Raw genomic sequence first — 18,731 nt, forward strand, 5'->3', positions numbered from 1 at the left:
TGCTCCCGCTCGACTGCGTAGCAGTCGCATTTAACGATAACGCGGTCTTTCTGAATGACCGTGGTGTCTGGTTTTGGGGTTGCTGCGCAACCCAGCGGGAGCAAGCTCCCTCGCCACAGTTATCAGCATTCCAAGCCAAATATCTGCACTAACAAAAACGCCGCGATCCTCTCGCGGCGTTTTTGTGTCTGTTGCCTTAACCCAGGTTCTTGCCGAGCAGTGCGTGATACAGCTCGCTGTCGCCCAGAATCCCGACCACTTTGTTGTTGTCGTGCAGCACCAGTTTGTTGCCGGTCTGATAACGAATCTGCAGCGCATCGCGCATGCCGATGTTCGAGTCCACCAGCGTTGGCCGACGACCCAGGCCTTCAACCGCTTGCCCTGGAATCCAGTTCTGCAGATCCAGGCTCGCGCCGTTCTGGCGGGCGCCTTTGATGGTGTTGCCTTCGGCCAGGTCCAGCCATGAATCGCCGCCCGGATCGAGGCACACCGAACCGTTGATGCGTTTGCAGTTGTCCAGGGTGCGCATCAGGCTGCGACCGCACAGCACGTTCAGCGGGTTAGTGTGCGCGACGAAGGTCCGCACGTAGTCGTCCGCCGGGTTGAGCACGATCTCTTCCGGCACGCTGTACTGGATGATTCGGCCGTCTTTCATGATTGCGATACGGCTGCCGAGCTTCAGGGCTTCATCGAGGTCGTGGCTCACGAACACAATGGTTTTGCTCAGCTTGCTTTGCAGTTCCAGCAATTCGTCCTGCAGACCTTGGCGGATCAGCGGGTCGAGCGCTGAGAACGGTTCGTCCATCAGCAGAATGTCCGCATCCATCGCCAGCGCACGGGCCAGGCCCACGCGTTGCTGCATACCGCCGGAGAGTTCGTCAGGCTTCTTGTTGCGCCACTGGGTCAGGCCCACCAGCTCAAGCTTGTCGTCCACCAGTTTGCGGCGTTCTTTCTCCGGGCGACCCTGCATTTCCAGACCGAAACTGATGTTCTCGCGCACCGTCAGCCACGGCATCAGCGCGAATTTCTGGAACACCATCGCGATGCGCTTGGTGCGCATCATTTTCAGTTCTGCCGGGGTACAGGAAGCGATATCGATCTGCTTGCCTTCGTGCTCGACGAACAACTTGCCACGGCTCACGGTGTTGAGGCCGTTGATGCAACGCAGCAGGCTGGATTTGCCGGAGCCCGACAGGCCCATCAGCACGCAGATTTCGCCTTTTTCCACGTCCAGGCTGGCTTTTTCAACGCCGACGATCTGTCCGGTTTTTTTCAGGATCTGGTCGCGGGTCATGCCTTGGTCGAGGAGCTTGAGCGCCTCGCGTGGATCTTTGGAGAAGATTACGTCGACGTCTTCGAAGCGAATAATGCTCATGCGTCACCCCCTGCTTTAGCGTCGGGTTGTTTGCAGATACGGTCGAGCATGATCGCCAGCAGTACGATCGCCAGGCCGGCTTCGAAGCCCAGGGCGATATCAGCAGTGTTCAGTGCGTTGACCACAGGTTTGCCCAAGCCGTCGGCGCCCACCAGAGCCGCAATCACCACCATCGACAATGACAGCATGATGCACTGGGTGATACCGGCCGCGATGCTTGGCATGGCGTAAGGCAGTTCGATGCGTGCGAGTAACTGGCGGCGCGAGCAGCCGAAGGCTTTGCCGGCGTCCATCAGTTCTGCGGGAACATCACGGATGCCCAGGTAGGTCAGGCGGATAGGCGCGGCAATCGCGAACACTACCGTGGAGATCAGACCCGGGACCACGCCCAGCCCGAAGAGGGTCAGGGTAGGAATGAGGTACACAAACGTCGGTACGGTCTGCATCAGATCGAGCACCGGCCGCATCAGTGTGTAGAACATCGGTTTGTGCGCGGCGACGATACCCAACGGTACGCCGATGACCACGCAGACCAGGGTCGCGAAGAGCACCTGGGCGAGGGTTTCCATGGTTTCCTGCCAGTACCCCAGGTTGAGGATCAGCAGAAAGGAGGCAATGACGAAAACGGTCAGCCCCCACTTTCGTTGAATGAAATGAGCCAGTAGTGCGATGAGGCCGATCAATGCCAGCGGGTTGAACCAGGTCAGCGCGAAAGTCACGCCGTGGATCATCGTTTCCAGTGACACGGCGATGGCGTCGAAGGTGTTGGCGCCGTGTTGCGTCAACCATTCAACGAAGCCCGCGATGTACTGGCCTAGAGGTATTTTCTGATCAATCAGCATGGTAGTGAACGTCCGCATGCAAGGAAATAAACAGCCCGGGCGAGCGAACCCGCCCGGCGTAAGCGATGCTTCCTAAATCAAGGCTGCGCGAGCTTGGCTTTCACGGCTTCCAGGCCAGGTTTACCGTCAATGGTGGTTACGCCAGCGAGCCAGGTATCGAGCACCTGTGGATTCTTTTTCAGCCAGGCCTTGGCGGCCGCGTCAGGCTTCATTTTGTCGTCCAGGACGTTGCCCATCAGCGTGCTTTCCATGTCGAGGGTGAACACCAGGTTTTTCAGCAACTGACCGACGTTGCTGCATTCCTGCGCGTAGCCCTTGCGGGTGTTGGTGAAGATGGTCGCCTGACCGAAGTTCGGGCCGAAGAAGTCGTCGCCGCCGGTCAGGTACTTCATCTTGAAACGTGTGTTCATCGGGTGCGGTTCCCAGCCCAGGAACACCACGGCGGTGTTGCGGCGCTGGGCGCGATCGACTTGCGAGAGCATGCCTGCTTCGCTGGACTCGACCACCTTGAAGCCGGCGTCTTTCAGGCCGAAGGCGTTCTTGTCGATCATGCTCTGAATCAGGCGGTTGCCGTCGTTGCCCGGTTCGATGCCGTAGATCTTGCCGTCGAGTTCTTTCTTGAACTTGGCGATGTCGGCAAAATCTTTCAGACCCTTGTTATACAACTCTTCGGGCACGGCGAGGGTGTATTTTGCGTTCTCGAGGTTGGCGCGCAGGGTCTCCACGGTACCGGCATCACGGTAAGCCTTGATGTCGTTTTCCATGGTCGGCATCCAGTTGCCCAGGAACACGTCCATGTTCTTGCCGTCGGCCAGGGACTTGTAGGTCACCGGAACGGAAATCATCGTGGTTTTGGTCTTGTAGCCCAGGGCATCGAGAACGACGCTGGTGGTGGCGGTGGTGACGGTAATGTCAGTCCAGCCGACATCGGAGAAGTTTACGGTGCTGCACTGAGCGGGTTCTGCAGCTTGAGCCAGTAACGGCAGACTCAGCATGGCGGCCAACAACAACGACGGGGAACCTTTCATGGATGGACTCCTTGGTGTTTTTTTTGGCAGTGTTCCGACTGGACCACCGCACTTATAGGTTGCGGTTGGATGGCGTTTTGGAGACAGCTCTACCACGGCGCCTTGCAATCGAGTCGATACGATCATGTACCAGTGAAAATCTGACGCCTACAGGGTGCGTCGTAACCAGTACAGGGATGGTCGCATCCAGTGTCGGTGACGTCGTTTACAGCTTTTTTCAGCCCCCTTTGCCTCCCTGATCCGCAAAAAAACGGCGAAAACGAAGCGTAAAACGCCTGCGGCGTTAGTGAGCATGAGTGCGTCGGTGTGAGACGTCGAACGACACGGAAAAAGCCTGATGATGCGGCCAATCTCGGCGGATTGCAGCTTGAGCGTAGCAGCTCCGTCACTGGGCGCTTTTGCGTCTGGAGTTGGCACATCCAGGAGTTCGGCAGTAATGGCTATCAGTGTTTTCGACCTGTTCAAAATCGGTATCGGCCCTTCCAGTTCGCACACCGTGGGACCTATGCGGGCCGCCGCGCTGTTCGTGCAAGGTTTGCGTGAGCAGGGTCTTTTGGAACAAGTGCGGCGCGTTGAAGTTCAGCTTTATGGTTCGTTATCGGCCACCGGAATCGGTCACGGCAGCGACAACGCTGTGATCATGGGCCTGATGGGCGAGTGGCCGGACGCGATTGATCCGTCGCAAATCGGCATCCGTATCGAAACCTTGCGCGAGACCCACACCCTGTTGCTCGACGGTCGCTTGTCGGTGCCGTTTATCTGGGCTCGCGACATGCGCCTGATCGACGAAAACCTGCCGTTCCACCCCAACGCCATGACCCTGATCGTTGAAGGCGAACACGGTGAGTTGCATCGCGACACCTACTATTCCATCGGCGGTGGTTTTGTCGTGGATGAAGCGCAGGCTTCCAGCGGCGTGGTCGATCTGGATCGCACCGTGTTGCCCTACGATTTCTCCAGCGCTGTCGAACTGCTCAGCCTGTGCCAGAAGCACAACCTTCGCGTCGCCGAATTGATGATGGCTAACGAGAAGGTCTGGCGCAGCGAGGAAGAGATTCGCAGCGGTCTGATGAAGCTCTGGCGCGCCATGCAGGATTGCGTCGATCAGGGCCTCAAGCACGAAGGCATCTTGCCTGGCGGCCTGAATGTGCGCCGTCGTGCGGCCAAGTTGCATCGCAGCCTGCAAGAGCTGGGCAAACCCAACGTCATCGGCTCGACCTTGAGCGCCATGGAATGGGTCAACCTGTTCGCCCTGGCGGTCAACGAAGAGAACGCTGCCGGTGGGCGCATGGTGACGGCACCGACTAACGGTGCGGCGGGAATCATTCCGGCGGTGTTGCACTACTTTATGAAGTTCAGCGAGGCGGTGACGGACGCCAACGTGGTCGACTATTTCCTCAGTGCTGCGGCGGTGGGAATTCTGTGCAAGAAGAACGCTTCGATATCCGGGGCCGAGGTCGGTTGTCAGGGCGAAGTCGGTTCAGCCTGCGCGATGGCTGCGGCCGGGTTGGCGGAGATCCTTGGCGCGACCCCGGAGCAGTTGTGCAACGCGGCGGAAATCGGCCTGGAACACAACCTCGGCCTGACCTGCGACCCGGTGGGCGGGCTGGTTCAAGTGCCGTGCATCGAGCGCAATGCGATTGCCGCGGTGAAAGCCATCAACGCGGCGCAGATGGCGCTGCGCGGGGATGGTCAGCACTTTATCTCGCTGGATCGGGTGATCCGCACCATGCGTGATACCGGCGCCGATATGCATGACAAATACAAAGAGACTTCGCGGGGAGGGTTGGCGGTGAGCGCGGTTGAGTGCTGATAACGCTTAACTCTCTGGTGAAATGAGTATCTGTGGCGAGGGAGCTTGCTCCCGCTCGGCTGCGCAGCAGCCGAATAGCCCGCGACCGGGTATATCTGAAAGTTCGCGTTTGCAGTTTTCAGGGCCGCTTCGCGCCCCAGCGGGAGCAAGCTCCCTCGCCACAGAAAAGTCATCTGCGAGAGAAGACCAGTCAAAACTGCGCGCTAAGTGAACACCGGAATTAAAACGCGCCACGTTTTGGCGCGTCGCTTACAGATAAGCGGCTTCACCCAGGACAGGGATCCAACCTGGCCATTACCGCCTGTCACCTGTGCTTGTGGTGACACTCTCCAATAAGTCGCCGTAGCCCTGTTCCCACAAGTGCTACCGATTTGCTCAAGCCCAACGGGGCAGAGCGCCTCCCGCCGATAATGGCACTTATAACCCCCACTCGCGGCAAGGCTTATTTAGACACACCGCGACGTCGTTTTCAGGAGTTATTGAATGACCATTCAACTTTAGGCATGGCAATTGCTCTGTCATTACAAAGCCCGTCTCCCACGCGAGAACGATGGCAATAACAAGAGCCTCCGCCTGAGGCCATCACCCGCTTTGTGTGAGGAGATACCGCGATGACGACGTTCAACTCCGGGGCTCAACCCCAGAACCGTGCGCCTCAATCCATCGGCTTTCTGCTGCTGGACAATTTCACGCTTATTTCTCTGGCCTCCGCAGTAGAACCTCTGCGCATGGCCAACCAATTGTCCGGCCGCGAGCTGTATCGCTGGACCACGCTCACCGTCGACGGTGGTCAGGTCTGGGCCAGTGACGGTCTGCAGATCACCCCCGACTGCTCCATGCACAAAGCGCCCCCACTGGACACCATCATTGTCTGCGGCGGCATCGGCATCCAGCGCACCGTTACCCGCGAGCACGTGTCGTGGCTGCAAAGCCAGGCGCGTCAGTCCCGCCGTCTCGGTGCGGTCTGCACCGGCAGCTGGGCCCTGGCGTGCGCCGGCCTGCTGGACGGTTTTGATTGCAGCGTGCACTGGGAATGCCTGGCCGCGATGCAGGAAGCGTTCCCCCGTGTAGCCATGAGCACACGCCTGTTCACCCTCGACCGTAACCGTTTCACCAGCTCCGGCGGCACCGCGCCGCTGGACATGATGCTGCACCTGATCAGCCGCGATCACGGTCGTGAACTGTCGGCCGCGATCTCGGAAATGTTCGTCTACGAACGCATCCGCAACGAGCAGGATCACCAGCGCGTGCCGCTCAAGCACATGCTCGGCACCAACCAGCCGAAGTTGCAGGAAATCGTCGCGCTGATGGAAGCCAACCTGGAAGAGCCGATCGACCTCGACGAACTGGCGGTGTATGTCGCTGTTTCCCGTCGTCAGCTGGAGCGCCTGTTCCAGAAATACCTGCACTGCTCGCCGTCGCGTTACTACCTCAAACTGCGCCTGATCCGTGCCCGGCAGCTGCTCAAGCAAACGCCGATGTCGATCATCGAAGTGGCGTCGGTCTGCGGCTTCGTGTCCACGCCGCACTTCTCCAAGTGCTACCGCGAATACTTCGGCATTCCGCCGCGTGACGAACGCGTAGGTTCCAACACCACGCAACAGGTGGCGATGATGCCGTTGCCGCAAGCACTGGTGCTGTCACCGCTGTCCGGGCCGTTGTCGGCGCTGAGTCAGGCGCGAAATGAGTCGACGTTTGCCAGCGTAAGGCTCTAATGCTCTGATCGTTCCCACGCGCTGCGTGGGAATGCCTCAATGGACGCTCTGCGTCCGCTTCGGCAGGGACGCGGAGCTTCCCGGGCTGCATTCCCACGCGGAGCGTGGGAACGATCATGGTGAGGCGCTACTCAGGCGCTACGGCTCTGCTGATACTCCGCCAGCGCCGGCAGCAATTGCTTGTCGATCGCCTGGCGCACGGCCGGCAGGATGGTCGCACTGCTGGTGTACATCTGCTTGACCATAGTTCGCAGATCCGTTGCCCGTTCGTTGTTCAAACCCCGTACCGCGCACTCGCAGGCCTGCTCGGCGTTAGCGCCAGGGGGCACTGCAAATCCTAACGCCTTGAGCTGGCCCAACAGGTCTTCCTGGTCAATCAAATCGGCGTACATCATGACGCAATCCTTCTTCAGGGAACGGTGTCGTGATTCGATTCTCATCGGGGCAAGAGGTGGCGGCAAGGACGTTTTGTCGCAATGGCCGCGATACCTATGAACAGGTCGTTTTCGGCTAACTTGCGAAAGGGGAGAGTGGGCACACTGGATTCAGCTGGCAACACGAAGGTTTGGTCACCCTCGCGCGAAGGCTCCTCAACAGTACCCTCCTCAGCTCCGATCCTGTCACGGCTTGATCGGGGTTTTTTTTGCCTGTGAATCAGGGCGGGATGGGGTGTCCGGGCTGACGACATCGCGAGCAGGCTCACTCCCACGGGGATATGCGATGCCCTGTAGGAGCGAGGCTTGCCCGCGAAGAACGATGACGCGGTCTAGCGTTGCAACACAAGGATCCGCGACAACAATTCATCCCGATCAACATAGCACCCTTGAAAATGACGGGCGCCACTGGCGGGATCAAACGCATTGCGGGCATGAAGGGTGCGGCGGTTGTCGAAGCACCACAGCTCACCGGGATTGAGCCGCGTCATCACCCGGAATCGCGCTTCGCGGGTCATTGCAATAAACCGCCGATAAGCGCGGTACAGCTTGGGCATGTCCTCGATCGAGGCATCAAACGGTCCGCGTAGAAAGTTCGCCATGCGAATTTCCGAAACCTGCCCAAAGGCGTCCAGCGCGATGATCGGCGCGAGACGGCGGTAGTCGCTGTGGCGATCTTTGTTGCGGAACTCCACCGGGATTTCGCAGAGGCTTTTAAACGACTCGGGATCTTCCTCGCGCAACGCTTGGGCTATGGCAAAGCCGTCGACAAAAATACTCTCGCCACCGTCCGCGTCATTCACCAGGCAATGCAGAAATTGCAGCCCCGGTTGCAACTCGCGGGTCGGCAAATCGCTATGCAGCGGCAGGTTGAAGGCGGTGTAGGCGTTGCTATCGGCATCGGCCTTGGATTGCACGTTGAACAGCACGCCGAAATTGCTCTCGCGGATGAAGGAAATCCGCTGGGCGATCAGTTTAAGTGAGCCGGGTTCGGTGGGGACGCCGCGCACTTGAGTCAGGCCGATATCGCGCACCGCCAGCAGCCATTGCAGCAAGGCGTCGTTATCGTTCATCAGCGCCTGGTATTCGAACGCCGGCAGCTGCAAGTCGCTTTTCCACAGCCTGGATTTTGGTTTGCCGACACGGCGTTCGGCGCGGGACTCGTCGTCATAGGCGTGAGCCCGCAGCCAGCCCGGGTCGAAGCGGCTTAGGTGGCCGTCCTGCCATTCGACGCTGAGGCAACCTTCGGCGTCGACGTTTGCCGCTGTCGGCACCAGGTCCTCTGCGACGTCGACGATTTCCAGCACTTGCTCGCGGGTCACGGTGTAGACGCACTGCGGGCACGGGCAGTTATCTCGAAGCCATTGATGATGAAAGGGGCTGACCCGGCCGTCAGCCCACTGCACTTGAATTCGATCCGCCAGGGTTTGCACGGCGGACAACGCGCTGATCAACGGGTAGGTACGGAAGTCGGCAAAAGCGGCGGTGTTCAATGGCGATCTCCTTGTTATTTTTTAGGGGGTAATGCGATCACTCGGCCAATGTAGGCGGGGGTTGGCAGGTCGGTTTGCTCGGCGACGATGGCTTGCAGCTTGCTCAAGGTGTCTTCGCTGAACGGTGCGGAGCGAGGTCCGGCGAGGTCCACGTGCAGCAGCATTTGTTCGTTGCCCGCCAGTTCCTTGTCGTCGCCGACCAGATGCAGGCTGTGATAGATGTGCAGGCGTTTGCTGTCGTGGCCGATGATTTGGGTACGCACTTCGACGTCAGCCTCGAGCTTCACTTCATGCAGGTAATTGAGGTGCAGTTCGAGGGTGAACAGCGAATTGCCGCTGGCTTCGCGGTTGTTGCTGTCCATGCCCAGGCGATCCATCAGGGCGTCGGTGGCGTAGCTGAAAATAAGCAGGTAGAAGGCATCGCGCAGGTGGCCGTTGTAGTCGACCCATTCGGGGATGATTTTGGTTTGGTAGGTGGTGAGTGCGGGCATGTCGTCACATCCGAAATGGTTGAGGCCTGTAGGAGCGAGGCTTGCCCGCGAAGAGGCCGGTACATTCGACGGATCTCTTGCGGCAGGGAAATTGCCTTCGCGGGCAAGCCTCGCTCCTACAGGGGGTGGGGTGTTTAGTCAGCGAACGCCATCCCATGCTTCTCTTTGGTGGTCTTCACCGCTTCCAGCACCGCCAGCAAGCAATCATCACGATAGCGCTCCAGCGCGGAAATGCTGTGCGTGCCCAACTGATCGCTGGTGCCATCCACCACATCATCAATCAACTTGTCGGTCAGCTCCGGTGCCGGCAGATACGTCCACGGTAACTGCAACGCCGGTCCGAATTGCGCCATGAAGTGCCTCATACCCGCATCGCCACCCGCCAGGGTATACGTCAAGAACGTGCCCATGAATGACCAGCGCAGACCCGCGCCAAAGCGAATCGCATCATCGATTTCTCCGGTGGTCGCCACACCGTCGTTGACCAGGTGCAGCGCCTCCCGCCACAGCGCTTCGAGCAAACGGTCGGCGATGAACCCCGGCACTTCCTTGCGCACATGCAGCGGACGCATGCCCAGGGATTCGTAGACTTTCATCGCCGCTTGAACGGCTTGCGGCGCGGTGTTTTTGCCGCCGACCACTTCCACCAGCGGCAGCAGGTAAACCGGGTTGAAGGGGTGTCCGACCACGCAGCGTTCCGGGTGCGTCGAACTCTCGTAGAACTCGCTCGGCAACAGACCGGAAGTACTGGAACCGATCAAGGCATTGGGCTTGGCCGCCGCGCTGATTTTACTGTGCAGTTCCAGTTTCAGATCGAGGCGCTCAGGGGCGCTTTCCTGAATGAAGTCGGCGTCGCGAACGCATTCCTCAATGGTTGCGACAAAGCGCAGCCGATCCTGTGAAGCACCCGGTGCCAAGCCTTGTTTCTCCAGCGCACCCCAGGCATTGGCGACGCGCTTGCGCAACGCGGCTTCGGCGCCAGGCGCCGGGTCCCAGGCGACAACGTCGAGGCCGTGGGCGAGGGCGCGGGATACCCAACCGCTGCCGATGACACCGCTGCCCAGGGCTGCGAAGGTTTTGATTTCGGTGATAAAGCTCATGGCGTCGTCCTAAAAGAATTCGGTGATCTCTGTAGGAGAGAGGCTTGCCCGCGAAGAGGCCGGTACATCCGACGGATCTCTTCCGGCAGGAATGCCGCCTTCGCGGGCAAGCCTCGCTCCTACAGGTTATGTGCGTGGAGGATTAGCCGCGCTTGGTCAGGCCCATTTTTGCCCGTCCTTCCGCCGGAGTCAGGACGCGGGCACCGAGGCGGCTGAGGATTTCCGAGGCGCGTTCGACCAGCTGGCCGTTGGTCGCCAGCACACCCTTGTCCAGCCAGATGTTGTCTTCCAGGCCAACCCGCACGTTGCCGCCGAGCAGCACCGCTTGCGCCGCCATCGGCATTTGCATGCGACCGATGCCGAAGCCGGCCCACACCGCGTTCGCGGGCAAGTTGTCGACCATGGCTTTCATAGTGGTGGTGTCGGCCGGCGCGCCCCACGGAATGCCCAGGCACAGCTGGAACAGCGGATCGTCGAGCAGGCCTTCCTTGATCAACTGCTTGGCGAACCACAGGTGACCGGTGTCGAAAATTTCCAGCTCGGCCTTCACGCCCAGCTCTTGAATGCGTTTGGCGCCTGCGCGCAGTTGCGCCGGGGTGGACACGTAAATGGTGTCACCGTCGCCGAAGTTCAGGGTGCCGCAGTCGAGGGTGCAGATTTCCGGCAACAGTGCTTCAACGTGGGCCAGACGGGTCAACGGGCCCACCAGGTCGGTGTTCGGACCGAACTCCATCGGGTTCTCGCCCGCGCCGATCTCCAGGTCGCCGCCCATGCCGGCGGTGAGGTTGACGATGATGTCGACGTCCGCCTCGCGGATGCGCTCCATCACTTCGCGGTACAAGGCCACGTCACGGCTGAATTTGCCGGTTTCGGGGTTGCGCACGTGGCAGTGAACGACCGTGGCACCGGCCTTGGCGGCTTCCACGGCGGCAGCAGCGATTTGTTTCGGGGTGACCGGCACGTGTGGGCTCTTGCTGGTCGTGTCGCCAGCACCGGTGAGTGCGCAGGTGATGATGACGTCGTGGTTCATGAGGCGGGTTCCTTGCAGGCGTGATGATTCCGTTCGCAGCCCCGTAGGGCTGCGAGTCGGTGGTTCAATCGGGGTTTATTTGCTGGTCAGTTTCAAATTGTCAGCGGCCGGTTTGCCATCGAAGGTGGTGACGCCTTCGAGCCAGCGTTGCTTGTCTTGCGGGTGATCTTTCAGCCATTGTTTGGCAGATTCGAAAGCGTCTTTGTGATCCAGCAGCGGCTGCATCATCCGGCTCTCGTCTTCGGCGGTGTAGGTCAGGTTGCTCAGCAATTTGCCGATGTTCGGGCACTGCTGCGCATAGTTCGGCGAAGTGACGGTCCAGACCGTGGCCATGCCTTCGTTCGGGCCGAGAGCGTCTTCGCTGCCGGTGAGGTAAGTCATCTGCACGTTGACGTTCATCGGGTGCGGCGCCCAGCCGAAGAACACCACGGCTTCTTTGCGGCGCACGGCGCGATCCACCGCCGCGAGCATGCCGGCTTCGCTGGACTCGACGAGCTGGAATTTGCCGAGGCCAAACTGGTTCTTGGCGATCATTGCCTTGATCTGGGTGTTAGCGCCCGAGCCAGGCTCGATGCCGTAGATCTTGCCGCCCAGTTCTTTTTCGAACTTGGCGATGTCGGCGAAGGTTTTCAGACCCTTGTCGGCGACGTAAGTCGGAACGGCGAGGGTGGCGCGGGCGTCTTTCAGGCTAGGCGCTTCAAGCACCTTGACCTGATTGGCGTCGACGAACGGCGTGATGGTCTGGGTCATCAGCGGGTTCCAGTAACCCAGGAACAGGTCCAGGCGCTGGTCGCGGATCCCGGCGAAGATGATTTGCTGGGAGGCGCTGGTTTGTTTGGTGTTGTAGCCGAGGCCGTCGAGCAAGACCTGGGTCATGGCACTGGTGGCGATCACGTCGGTCCAGTTCACGACGCCCATGCGTACGTTCTGGCATGAAGCAGGTTCGGCCGCCATGACGCTGGCGCTCAAGAAGGCGGTACCGCTGAGTGCAAGAACACAGCTGCTGATCAGTCGTTTCATGTCGGGGTTCCTCGGCAGACGTTATTGTGGGTTCCGGCATCTTTGTGCGCCGGTGATGCCAAGTTACGCAGCTAAGGCCCCGTGAAAGCGCACTGCGGCGACCAGCTCTTGCACTGCAGCGACCTGCGCTCTTGAAAGCCTGTTGCAAGTGGCGTATCAACGTCCACACGCTACCCGCCCTCTCGTTACCTGCCAGTCGAGTGCGCTCCATGTCCCAGGACTTCTACTTCATGTTGATGCCGGGTTTCTCGGCCATCGGTTTTATCTCGGCCATCGAGCCGCTGCGGGTCGCCAATCGCTTTCGCGGCGAGTTGTATCGCTGGCACGTGCTGAGTGCCGATGGCGGGGCGGTATTGGCCAGCAATGGCATGTCGGTCAACGCCGACGCGGCGCTGGAACCGCTGAAGAAAGGTGCAACCCTGTTGGTGGTCGCCGGCTTCGAACCGCTGAAATTCGCCACGCCCGCGCTGGAGCACTGGCTGCGCCGTCTGGACAACGAGGGTGTGACCCTCGGCGCCATCGACACCGGCAGCTTCGTCCTCGCCGAAGCCGGCCTGCTCGACGGCCATCGCCTGACCCTGCACTGGGAAGCCATCGACGCGTTCAAGGAGTCTTATCCACAGCTCAGCGTCACCCAGGAGCTGTTCGAGATCGATCGCCGCCGTATCACCTCAGCCGGCGGTACAGCCTCCATCGACCTGATGCTCGACCTGATCGCCCAGGCCCACGGCCCGGAACTGGCGATCCAGGTCAGCGAACAATTCGTGCTCGGGCGCATCCGCCCGCGCAAAGACCACCAGCGCATGGAAGTCGCCACGCGCTATGGCATCAGCAACAAGAAGCTCGTTCACGTTATTGGTGAGATGGAGCAGCACAGTGAACCACCGCTGAGTACGCTTGAGTTAGCCGAATCGATCAAGGTGACGCGGCGCCAGTTGGAGCGCCTGTTTCGGTTACACCTGAACGACACGCCGAGCAATTTCTACCTGCGCTTGCGGCTGGAGAAGGCCCGGCAGTTGCTGCGACAGACGGACATGAGTGTGCTGGAGGTGAGCATTGCGTGCGGTTTTGAATCGCCGTCGTATTTCACCCGCAGCTATCGGGCGAAGTTTGCGCGGTGCCCGCGCGAGGATCGCCGACGGCTAGGGGATGGGCGAGAGCTGGTCTGAGCACAGATTCCAACAACAAAAAAAACCTGTGGGAGCGAGGCTGCTCGCGAATGCAATCTGTCAGCCGCCATTGATGTCGACTGACCTACCGCTTTCGCGAGCAGGCTCGCTCCCACAGTTATGATTTGGTGTGGATCTTATTTCTTCATTAAGGCCGAGCAGGCTGCTTTGTAGGCTTCATGCTGATACTTGTTCAGCGTCGCTGGCAGTTCCACGTTGTGCTTCTTGCTCTGCGCATTGATCGTCTGCGGCGACAGCAGCGTCACCTCGCAATTTTCCAGCAGCTGAAACACACCCTCGATCTTGAACGTGGTCGGTCCACCGGCGAACTCGCCTTTCTTGCTGCGCTTCTTGATCGCGATCCGGTCGATGGAGTTCTCGCGTACAAACGACGCCACCTGAGCGGCGAAGACTTTGACGTTCGCGGCTTCGTCGTCATCGTCGAGGGCGATTTTCTTGGTGGGCAGGGCTACGTGACTCAGCGTCTGACCGTCCAGGGACGCGACGGCAATGATCGCTTCGCTGCCTTTGATTTCGATGCCGCAGATTTTCATTTCGATCCCTTTCACAAATGGTGGTGTGCAGCCTACAGCTCAAGTTGATTAGCCGTGATGCCAAACGCCGCGGCAATTTTCTCGCGGGTGGCCTAGCGAGGCTTCGCTACAGTCTCTTGCTGGGCAAAAGCAGGTTGAGAAATGCCCATGCGTTTGGCCACCTCATCCTGTGTAAGGTTCAGGTGTTCGCGCCAGGCCCTGACCGGTAACGCGCCATCAACGATAAGGCTGACTACTTCGTGAGGGATCAAATCATTCTCCATATTTATGTTTTCACTCCTGCCCAATCGACTCCAAAAACTCCGACCGCTCATCACTCATCCGCGCCACGCAATCGTTCTGCGCAATGGTGAACGCCTTGCTGCCACTGGTCGCCGGAAACGCTTCAACCGCGCAATCCGCATCCCGGGTTTTCAGCCACTGCTGCTGCGCGGCCTTGAGCTTGGCGGTGATGTCGCTCAGTTGCGCCGGGTTCTTGCCGTAGGCCGTTTGCATGCGGTCGGTCAGGCTTTGGTAGTTGTCCTTGAGCAGGTCTTCGGCGGTGGTTCTGCTGAAGGCGGAGCATTCCAGGGTCTGGACGTCGTTTTCGACCTTGTCGCAGGGGTTGTCGTCGGCCTCTTCAGCTGCGTGTACGCCGGTCGCTATCAGTGCCAAAGCCAGGAAGATCGTTCTCATTGCGACGCAGCCCCTATTTTTCAGTGCCTATTCAGTAATGCAGCGGATTCTGGCCCAAGCAGCGGCCCTTGAACAGGTGGGCGATTGCGTCGATCAACGACCCTTTGTCGCGGATTGACGCTTTCGGCAAACCCCCTGTCGTTTTTGCACCCGGCTGCCCCGGTCCTCAGGCATATGCTGGCCCCAAAGCGCCGGCACACGATTCGGCGCATGAATCGCTAATAGGGGACAGCCTGATGAGCCCAGCCGAATTGCACGCCGACAGCATCGTTATCGACGGGCTGATTATTGCCAAGTGGAACCGTGAGCTGTTCGAAGACATGCGCAAGGGCGGTCTGACCGCGGCTAACTGCACCGTGTCGGTGTGGGAGGGCTTCCAGGCCACCGTCAACAACATCGCCGCCAGCCAGAAGCTGATCCGCGAGAACAGCGACCTGGTGATTCCGGTTCGCACTACCGCCGACATCCGTAAAGCGAAGGAGCAGGGCAAGACCGGCATCCTGTTCGGCTTCCAGAATGCTCACGCGTTTGAAGACCAGATCGGCTACGTCGAGGTCTTCAAGCAGCTCGGCGTCGGTATCGTGCAGATGTGCTACAACACCCAGAACCTGGTAGGGACTGGCTGCTACGAGCGCGATGGCGGCCTGTCGGGATTCGGTCGTGAAATCGTTGCCGAGATGAACCGCGTCGGGGTCATGTGCGACCTGTCCCACGTCGGCTCCAAGACGTCTGAAGAAGTCATTCTCGAATCGAAGAAACCGGTGTGCTACTCCCACTGCCTGCCGTCGGGCCTGAAAGTCCATCCGCGCAACAAGTCCGATGAAGAACTGAAGTTCATCGCCGATCACGGCGGTTTTGTCGGCGTGACCATGTTCGCGCCGTTCCTGGCCAAGGGCATCGATTCGACCATCGACGACTACGCCGAGGCCATCGAATACACCATGAACATCGTTGGTGAAGACGCCATCGGTATCGGCACCGACTTCACCCAGGGCCATGGCCAGGACTTCTTTGAATACCTGACCCATGACAAGGGCTACGCCCGCCGCCTGACCAGCTTCGGCAAGATCATCAACCCGCTGGGCATCCGCACCGTCGGCGAATTCCCGAACCTGACCGAAACCCTGCTCAAGCGCGGCCACTCCGAGCGTGTGGTGCGCAAGATCATGGGCGAGAACTGGGTCAACGTCTTGAAAGACGTTTGGGGCGAATAAGCCGCCGCATCTGAAGAATTCTTTCCCCCGGCCGTCCGCGCCGGGGGCAACACCCAAAATTTTCTGGAGTTAAGTTTCCATGGCCAAGATCGCCCCGCAATTGCCAATCGAAGTCGACAGCGAAACCGGTGTCTGGACTTCCGACGCCCTGCCAATGCTGTATGTGCCGCGTCACTTCTTCGTCAACAACCACATGGGCATCGAGGAAGTACTGGGCGCCGAGGCCTACGCCGAAATCCTCTACAAGGCCGGCTACAAATCCGCCTGGCACTGGTGTGAAAAAGAAGCCGAATGCCACGGCCTGGAAGGCGTCGCGGTGTTCGAGCACTACATGAAGCGCCTGTCGCAGCGCGGCTGGGGCCTGTTCAAGATCCAGGACATCGACCTCGACAAAGGCACCGCCAGCGTCAAGCTCGAACACTCGGCGTTCGTCTACGTGTACGGCAAGGTCGGGCGCAAGGTCGACTACATGTTCACCGGTTGGTTTGCCGGGGCCATGGACCAGATTCTGCAAGCCCGTGGCAGCAAGATCCGCACTGTTGCCGAACAGGTTTACGGTGGCTCCGAAGAAGGCCACGACGACGGTTTGTTCACCGTCAAGCCGTTGTAAGTCGAGGAACCCGCCATGGCTTTCGAAGCAATGTTCCAGCCGATCCAGATCGGCAAACTGACCATCCGCAACCGCGTGCTCAGTACCGCGCACGCCGAGGTCTACGCGACCGACGGCGGCATGACCACCGACCGGTACGTCAAGTATTACGAAGAGAAAGCCAAGGGCGGGATCGGCCTGGCGATTTGCGGCGGTTCCTCCAGCGTGGCCATCGACAGCCCGCAAGGCTGGTGGAAGTCGGTCAACCTGGCCGACGACCGGATCATTCCGCACTTCCAGAACCTGGCCGATGCCATGCACAAGCATGGCGCCAAGATCATGATCCAGATTACCCACATGGGCCGTCGTTCCCGCTGGGATGGCGAGCATTGGCCAACTCTGCTGTCGCCGTCGGGCATCCGCGAGCCGGTGCACCGTGCGACTTGCAAAACCATCGAGCCGGAAGAAATCTGGCGGGTGATCGGCAACTACGCCAGCGCTGCGGCACGGGCCAAGGCCGGTGGCCTGGATGGCGTCGAGCTGTCCGCCGTGCACCAGCACATGATCGACCAGTTCTGGAGCCCGCGGGTCAACAAGCGTACCGACGAATGGGGCGGCAGCTTCGAGAACCGCATGCGTTTCGGCCTGGAAGTGATCAAGGCTGTGCGGGCTGAAGTCGGCCCGGATTTCTGCGTCGGCATCCGTCTGTGCGGTGATGAGTTCCACCCGGACGGCTTGTCCCACGAGGACATGAAGCAGATCGCCAAGTACTACGACGACACCGGCATGATCGACTTCATCGGCGTGGTGGGTTCGGGTTGCGACACCCACAACACCCTGGCCAACGTTATCCCGAACATGAGTTATCCACCGGAGCCGTTCCTGCATTTGGCGGCCGGTATCAAGGAAGTGGTCAAGGCCCCGGTCCTGCATGCGCAGAACATCAAGGACCCGAACCAGGCGACCCGTATTCTGGAAGGTGGCTACGTGGACATGGTCGGCATGACCCGCGCCCACATCGCCGACCCGCACCTGATCGCCAAGATCAAAATGGGTCAGGTTGACCAGATCAAGCAATGCGTCGGCGCCAACTACTGCATCGACCGTCAGTATCAGGGCCTGGACGTGTTGTGCATCCAGAACGCCGCGACTTCCCGTGAATACATGGGCGTGCCGCACATCATCGAGAAATCGACCGGTGTGAAGCGCAAGGTTGTGGTGGTCGGTGCCGGTCCTGCCGGGATGGAAGCGGCGCGTGTGTCGGCCGAACGTGGCCACGACGTGACCCTGTTCGAGAAGAAAGAATTCATTGGCGGGCAGATCACTACCGCTTCGAAAGCCCCGCAACGGGACCAGATTGCCGGTATCACTCGCTGGTTCCAGCTGGAATTGGCGCGTCTGAAAGTCGACCTGCGCCTGGGCGTGGCGGCCGATGCGGCAACCATTCTCGACCTGCGTCCGGACGTGGTGGTGCTCGCCGTTGGCGGTCATCCGTTCCTGGAACAAAACGAACACTGGGGCGCGGCTGAAGGCCTGGTGGTCAGCAGCTGGGACATCCTCGACGGCAAGGTCGCGCCGGGCAAGAACGTGTTGGTCTACGACACCATTTGCGAATTCACCGGCATGTCGACCGCCGACTTCCTCGCTGACAAAGGCAGCCAGGTCGAGATCGTTACTGACGACATCAAGCCGGGCGTGGCGATTGGCGGTACGTCGTTCCCGACGTACTACCGCAGCATGTACCCCAAAGAAGTGATCATGACCGGCGACATGATGCTGGAAAAGGTCTACCGCGAGGGCGACAAGCTGGTGGCGGTGCTGGAAAACGAATACACCGGCGCCAAAGAGGAGCGGGTGGTGGACCAGGTTGTCGTTGAAAACGGCGTGCGTCCGGACGAAGAAATCTACTACGCCATGAAGGAAGGCTCGCGCAACAAAGGCCAGATGGACATCGAAGCCCTGTTCGCGATCAAGCCGCAACCTTCGCTGAGCCAGGCGGGCGACGGCTACTTGCTATTCCGCATCGGCGACTGCGTGGCGCAGCGCAATACACACGCCGCGATCTACGACGCGCTGCGGTTGTGCAAGGATTTCTAAGAGCTTGTGGATAACCCTTGTAGGAGCGGGGGGGGGGGGGGGGGGGGGGGGGGGGGGGGGGGGGGGGGGGGGGGGGGGGGGGGGGGGGGGGG

Annotated in this window: 17 protein-coding genes and 1 pseudogene; 6 read left to right on the top strand and 12 right to left on the bottom strand. The window is 60.0% G+C overall.

Annotated features, from left to right (window positions below; translation table 11 throughout):
• Window positions 1-196 precede the first annotated feature (196 nt).
• From choV to AC1ROI_RS07680, 3 genes are all read right to left on the bottom strand, one after another.
• Complete coding sequence (gene choV, locus AC1ROI_RS07670) at window positions 197-1,375, bottom strand: choline ABC transporter ATP-binding protein (protein WP_010466986.1); 1,179 nt, start codon at window positions 1,373-1,375, stop codon at window positions 197-199.
• A complete protein-coding gene (gene choW / locus AC1ROI_RS07675) occupies window positions 1,372-2,217 on the bottom strand; it encodes a choline ABC transporter permease subunit (RefSeq protein ID WP_010466987.1) in 846 nt (281 codons plus the stop codon). Before choW ends, choV begins: the two co-directional genes overlap by 4 nt.
• 77 nt (window positions 2,218-2,294) lie before the next feature.
• Window positions 2,295-3,245 carry a choline ABC transporter substrate-binding protein gene (locus AC1ROI_RS07680; protein ID WP_010466989.1) on the bottom strand — a complete coding sequence of 317 codons (951 nt, stop codon included), beginning with the start codon at window positions 3,243-3,245 and terminating at the stop codon, window positions 2,295-2,297.
• 436 nt (window positions 3,246-3,681) lie between these two features.
• Between AC1ROI_RS07680 and AC1ROI_RS07685 the strand changes: the two genes are divergently transcribed.
• A complete protein-coding gene (locus AC1ROI_RS07685) occupies window positions 3,682-5,058 on the top strand; it encodes an L-serine ammonia-lyase (protein ID WP_010466990.1) in 1,377 nt (458 codons plus the stop codon).
• Window positions 5,059-5,669: 611 nt separating this feature from the next.
• The gene (gene gbdR / locus AC1ROI_RS07690; RefSeq protein WP_010466992.1) at window positions 5,670-6,773 is read left to right on the top strand and encodes a choline metabolism transcriptional regulator GbdR; all 1,104 of its coding nucleotides are present in this window, start codon (window positions 5,670-5,672) and stop codon (window positions 6,771-6,773) included.
• A 131-nt stretch (window positions 6,774-6,904) separates the two neighbouring features.
• On the opposite strand, the gene AC1ROI_RS07695 is transcribed toward gbdR, so the two are convergent.
• The 6 genes from AC1ROI_RS07695 to AC1ROI_RS07720 all read right to left on the bottom strand — a co-directional run bounded on the left by AC1ROI_RS07695 (window position 6,905) and on the right by AC1ROI_RS07720 (window position 12,341).
• Window positions 6,905-7,168: a hypothetical protein gene (locus AC1ROI_RS07695; protein WP_010466994.1), complete on the bottom strand. Its 264-nt coding sequence runs from the start codon at window positions 7,166-7,168 to the stop codon at window positions 6,905-6,907.
• Between the two features lie 371 nt (window positions 7,169-7,539).
• Window positions 7,540-8,700, bottom strand: coding sequence for a gamma-butyrobetaine dioxygenase (locus AC1ROI_RS07700; RefSeq protein ID WP_102593729.1), 1,161 nt, complete (start codon window positions 8,698-8,700; stop codon window positions 7,540-7,542).
• 14 nt (window positions 8,701-8,714) lie between these two features.
• Window positions 8,715-9,191 (bottom strand): thioesterase family protein, encoded by a 477-nt coding sequence (locus tag AC1ROI_RS07705; RefSeq protein ID WP_102593730.1) that lies wholly within the window; start codon window positions 9,189-9,191, stop codon window positions 8,715-8,717.
• 134 nt (window positions 9,192-9,325) lie between these two features.
• A complete protein-coding gene (locus tag AC1ROI_RS07710) occupies window positions 9,326-10,291 on the bottom strand; it encodes an L-carnitine dehydrogenase (RefSeq protein ID WP_010466999.1) in 966 nt (321 codons plus the stop codon).
• Window positions 10,292-10,433: 142 nt separating this feature from the next.
• Window positions 10,434-11,321 carry a 3-dehydrocarnitine:acetyl-CoA trimethylamine transferase CdhC gene (gene cdhC / locus AC1ROI_RS07715; protein ID WP_008151915.1) on the bottom strand — a complete coding sequence of 296 codons (888 nt, stop codon included), beginning with the start codon at window positions 11,319-11,321 and terminating at the stop codon, window positions 10,434-10,436.
• Window positions 11,322-11,396: 75 nt separating this feature from the next.
• The gene (locus AC1ROI_RS07720; protein ID WP_102593731.1) at window positions 11,397-12,341 is read right to left on the bottom strand and encodes a choline ABC transporter substrate-binding protein; all 945 of its coding nucleotides are present in this window, start codon (window positions 12,339-12,341) and stop codon (window positions 11,397-11,399) included.
• A gap of 209 nt (window positions 12,342-12,550) precedes the next feature.
• On the opposite strand from AC1ROI_RS07720, the gene AC1ROI_RS07725 reads away from it, so the two are divergent.
• On the top strand, window positions 12,551-13,510 hold the full coding sequence (locus tag AC1ROI_RS07725) for a GlxA family transcriptional regulator (protein ID WP_010467001.1): 960 nt from the start codon (window positions 12,551-12,553) through the stop codon (window positions 13,508-13,510).
• Window positions 13,511-13,647: 137 nt separating this feature from the next.
• On the opposite strand, the gene AC1ROI_RS07730 is transcribed toward AC1ROI_RS07725, so the two are convergent.
• The 3 genes and pseudogenes from AC1ROI_RS07730 to AC1ROI_RS07740 form a co-directional block, all read right to left on the bottom strand.
• Window positions 13,648-14,064, bottom strand: a complete 417-nt coding sequence (locus tag AC1ROI_RS07730) for a DUF3010 family protein (RefSeq protein WP_027926650.1) — start codon at window positions 14,062-14,064, stop codon at window positions 13,648-13,650.
• Window positions 14,065-14,156: 92 nt separating this feature from the next.
• Window positions 14,157-14,327 (bottom strand): annotated as a pseudogene (locus tag AC1ROI_RS07735) (helix-turn-helix domain-containing protein); the annotation flags it as partial.
• A 10-nt stretch (window positions 14,328-14,337) separates the two neighbouring features.
• Window positions 14,338-14,739, bottom strand: coding sequence for a lysozyme inhibitor LprI family protein (locus AC1ROI_RS07740; RefSeq protein WP_102593733.1), 402 nt, complete (start codon window positions 14,737-14,739; stop codon window positions 14,338-14,340).
• Between the two features lie 236 nt (window positions 14,740-14,975).
• Here AC1ROI_RS07740 and AC1ROI_RS07745 point away from each other — a divergent pair, with 236 nt between their 5' ends.
• From AC1ROI_RS07745 to dgcA, 3 genes are all read left to right on the top strand, one after another.
• Window positions 14,976-15,953, top strand: a complete 978-nt coding sequence (locus tag AC1ROI_RS07745; protein WP_007907542.1) for a dipeptidase — start codon at window positions 14,976-14,978, stop codon at window positions 15,951-15,953.
• Between the two features lie 79 nt (window positions 15,954-16,032).
• Window positions 16,033-16,563, top strand: coding sequence for a DUF5943 domain-containing protein (locus tag AC1ROI_RS07750; RefSeq protein ID WP_007947752.1), 531 nt, complete (start codon window positions 16,033-16,035; stop codon window positions 16,561-16,563).
• A 15-nt stretch (window positions 16,564-16,578) separates the two neighbouring features.
• Complete coding sequence (dgcA, locus tag AC1ROI_RS07755; RefSeq protein WP_008151900.1) at window positions 16,579-18,639, top strand: dimethylglycine demethylation protein DgcA; 2,061 nt, start codon at window positions 16,579-16,581, stop codon at window positions 18,637-18,639.
• The last annotated feature ends 92 nt before the right edge of the window (window positions 18,640-18,731 follow it).

Source organism: Pseudomonas sp. GW823-FHT02C02 (genome assembly GCF_058797635.1).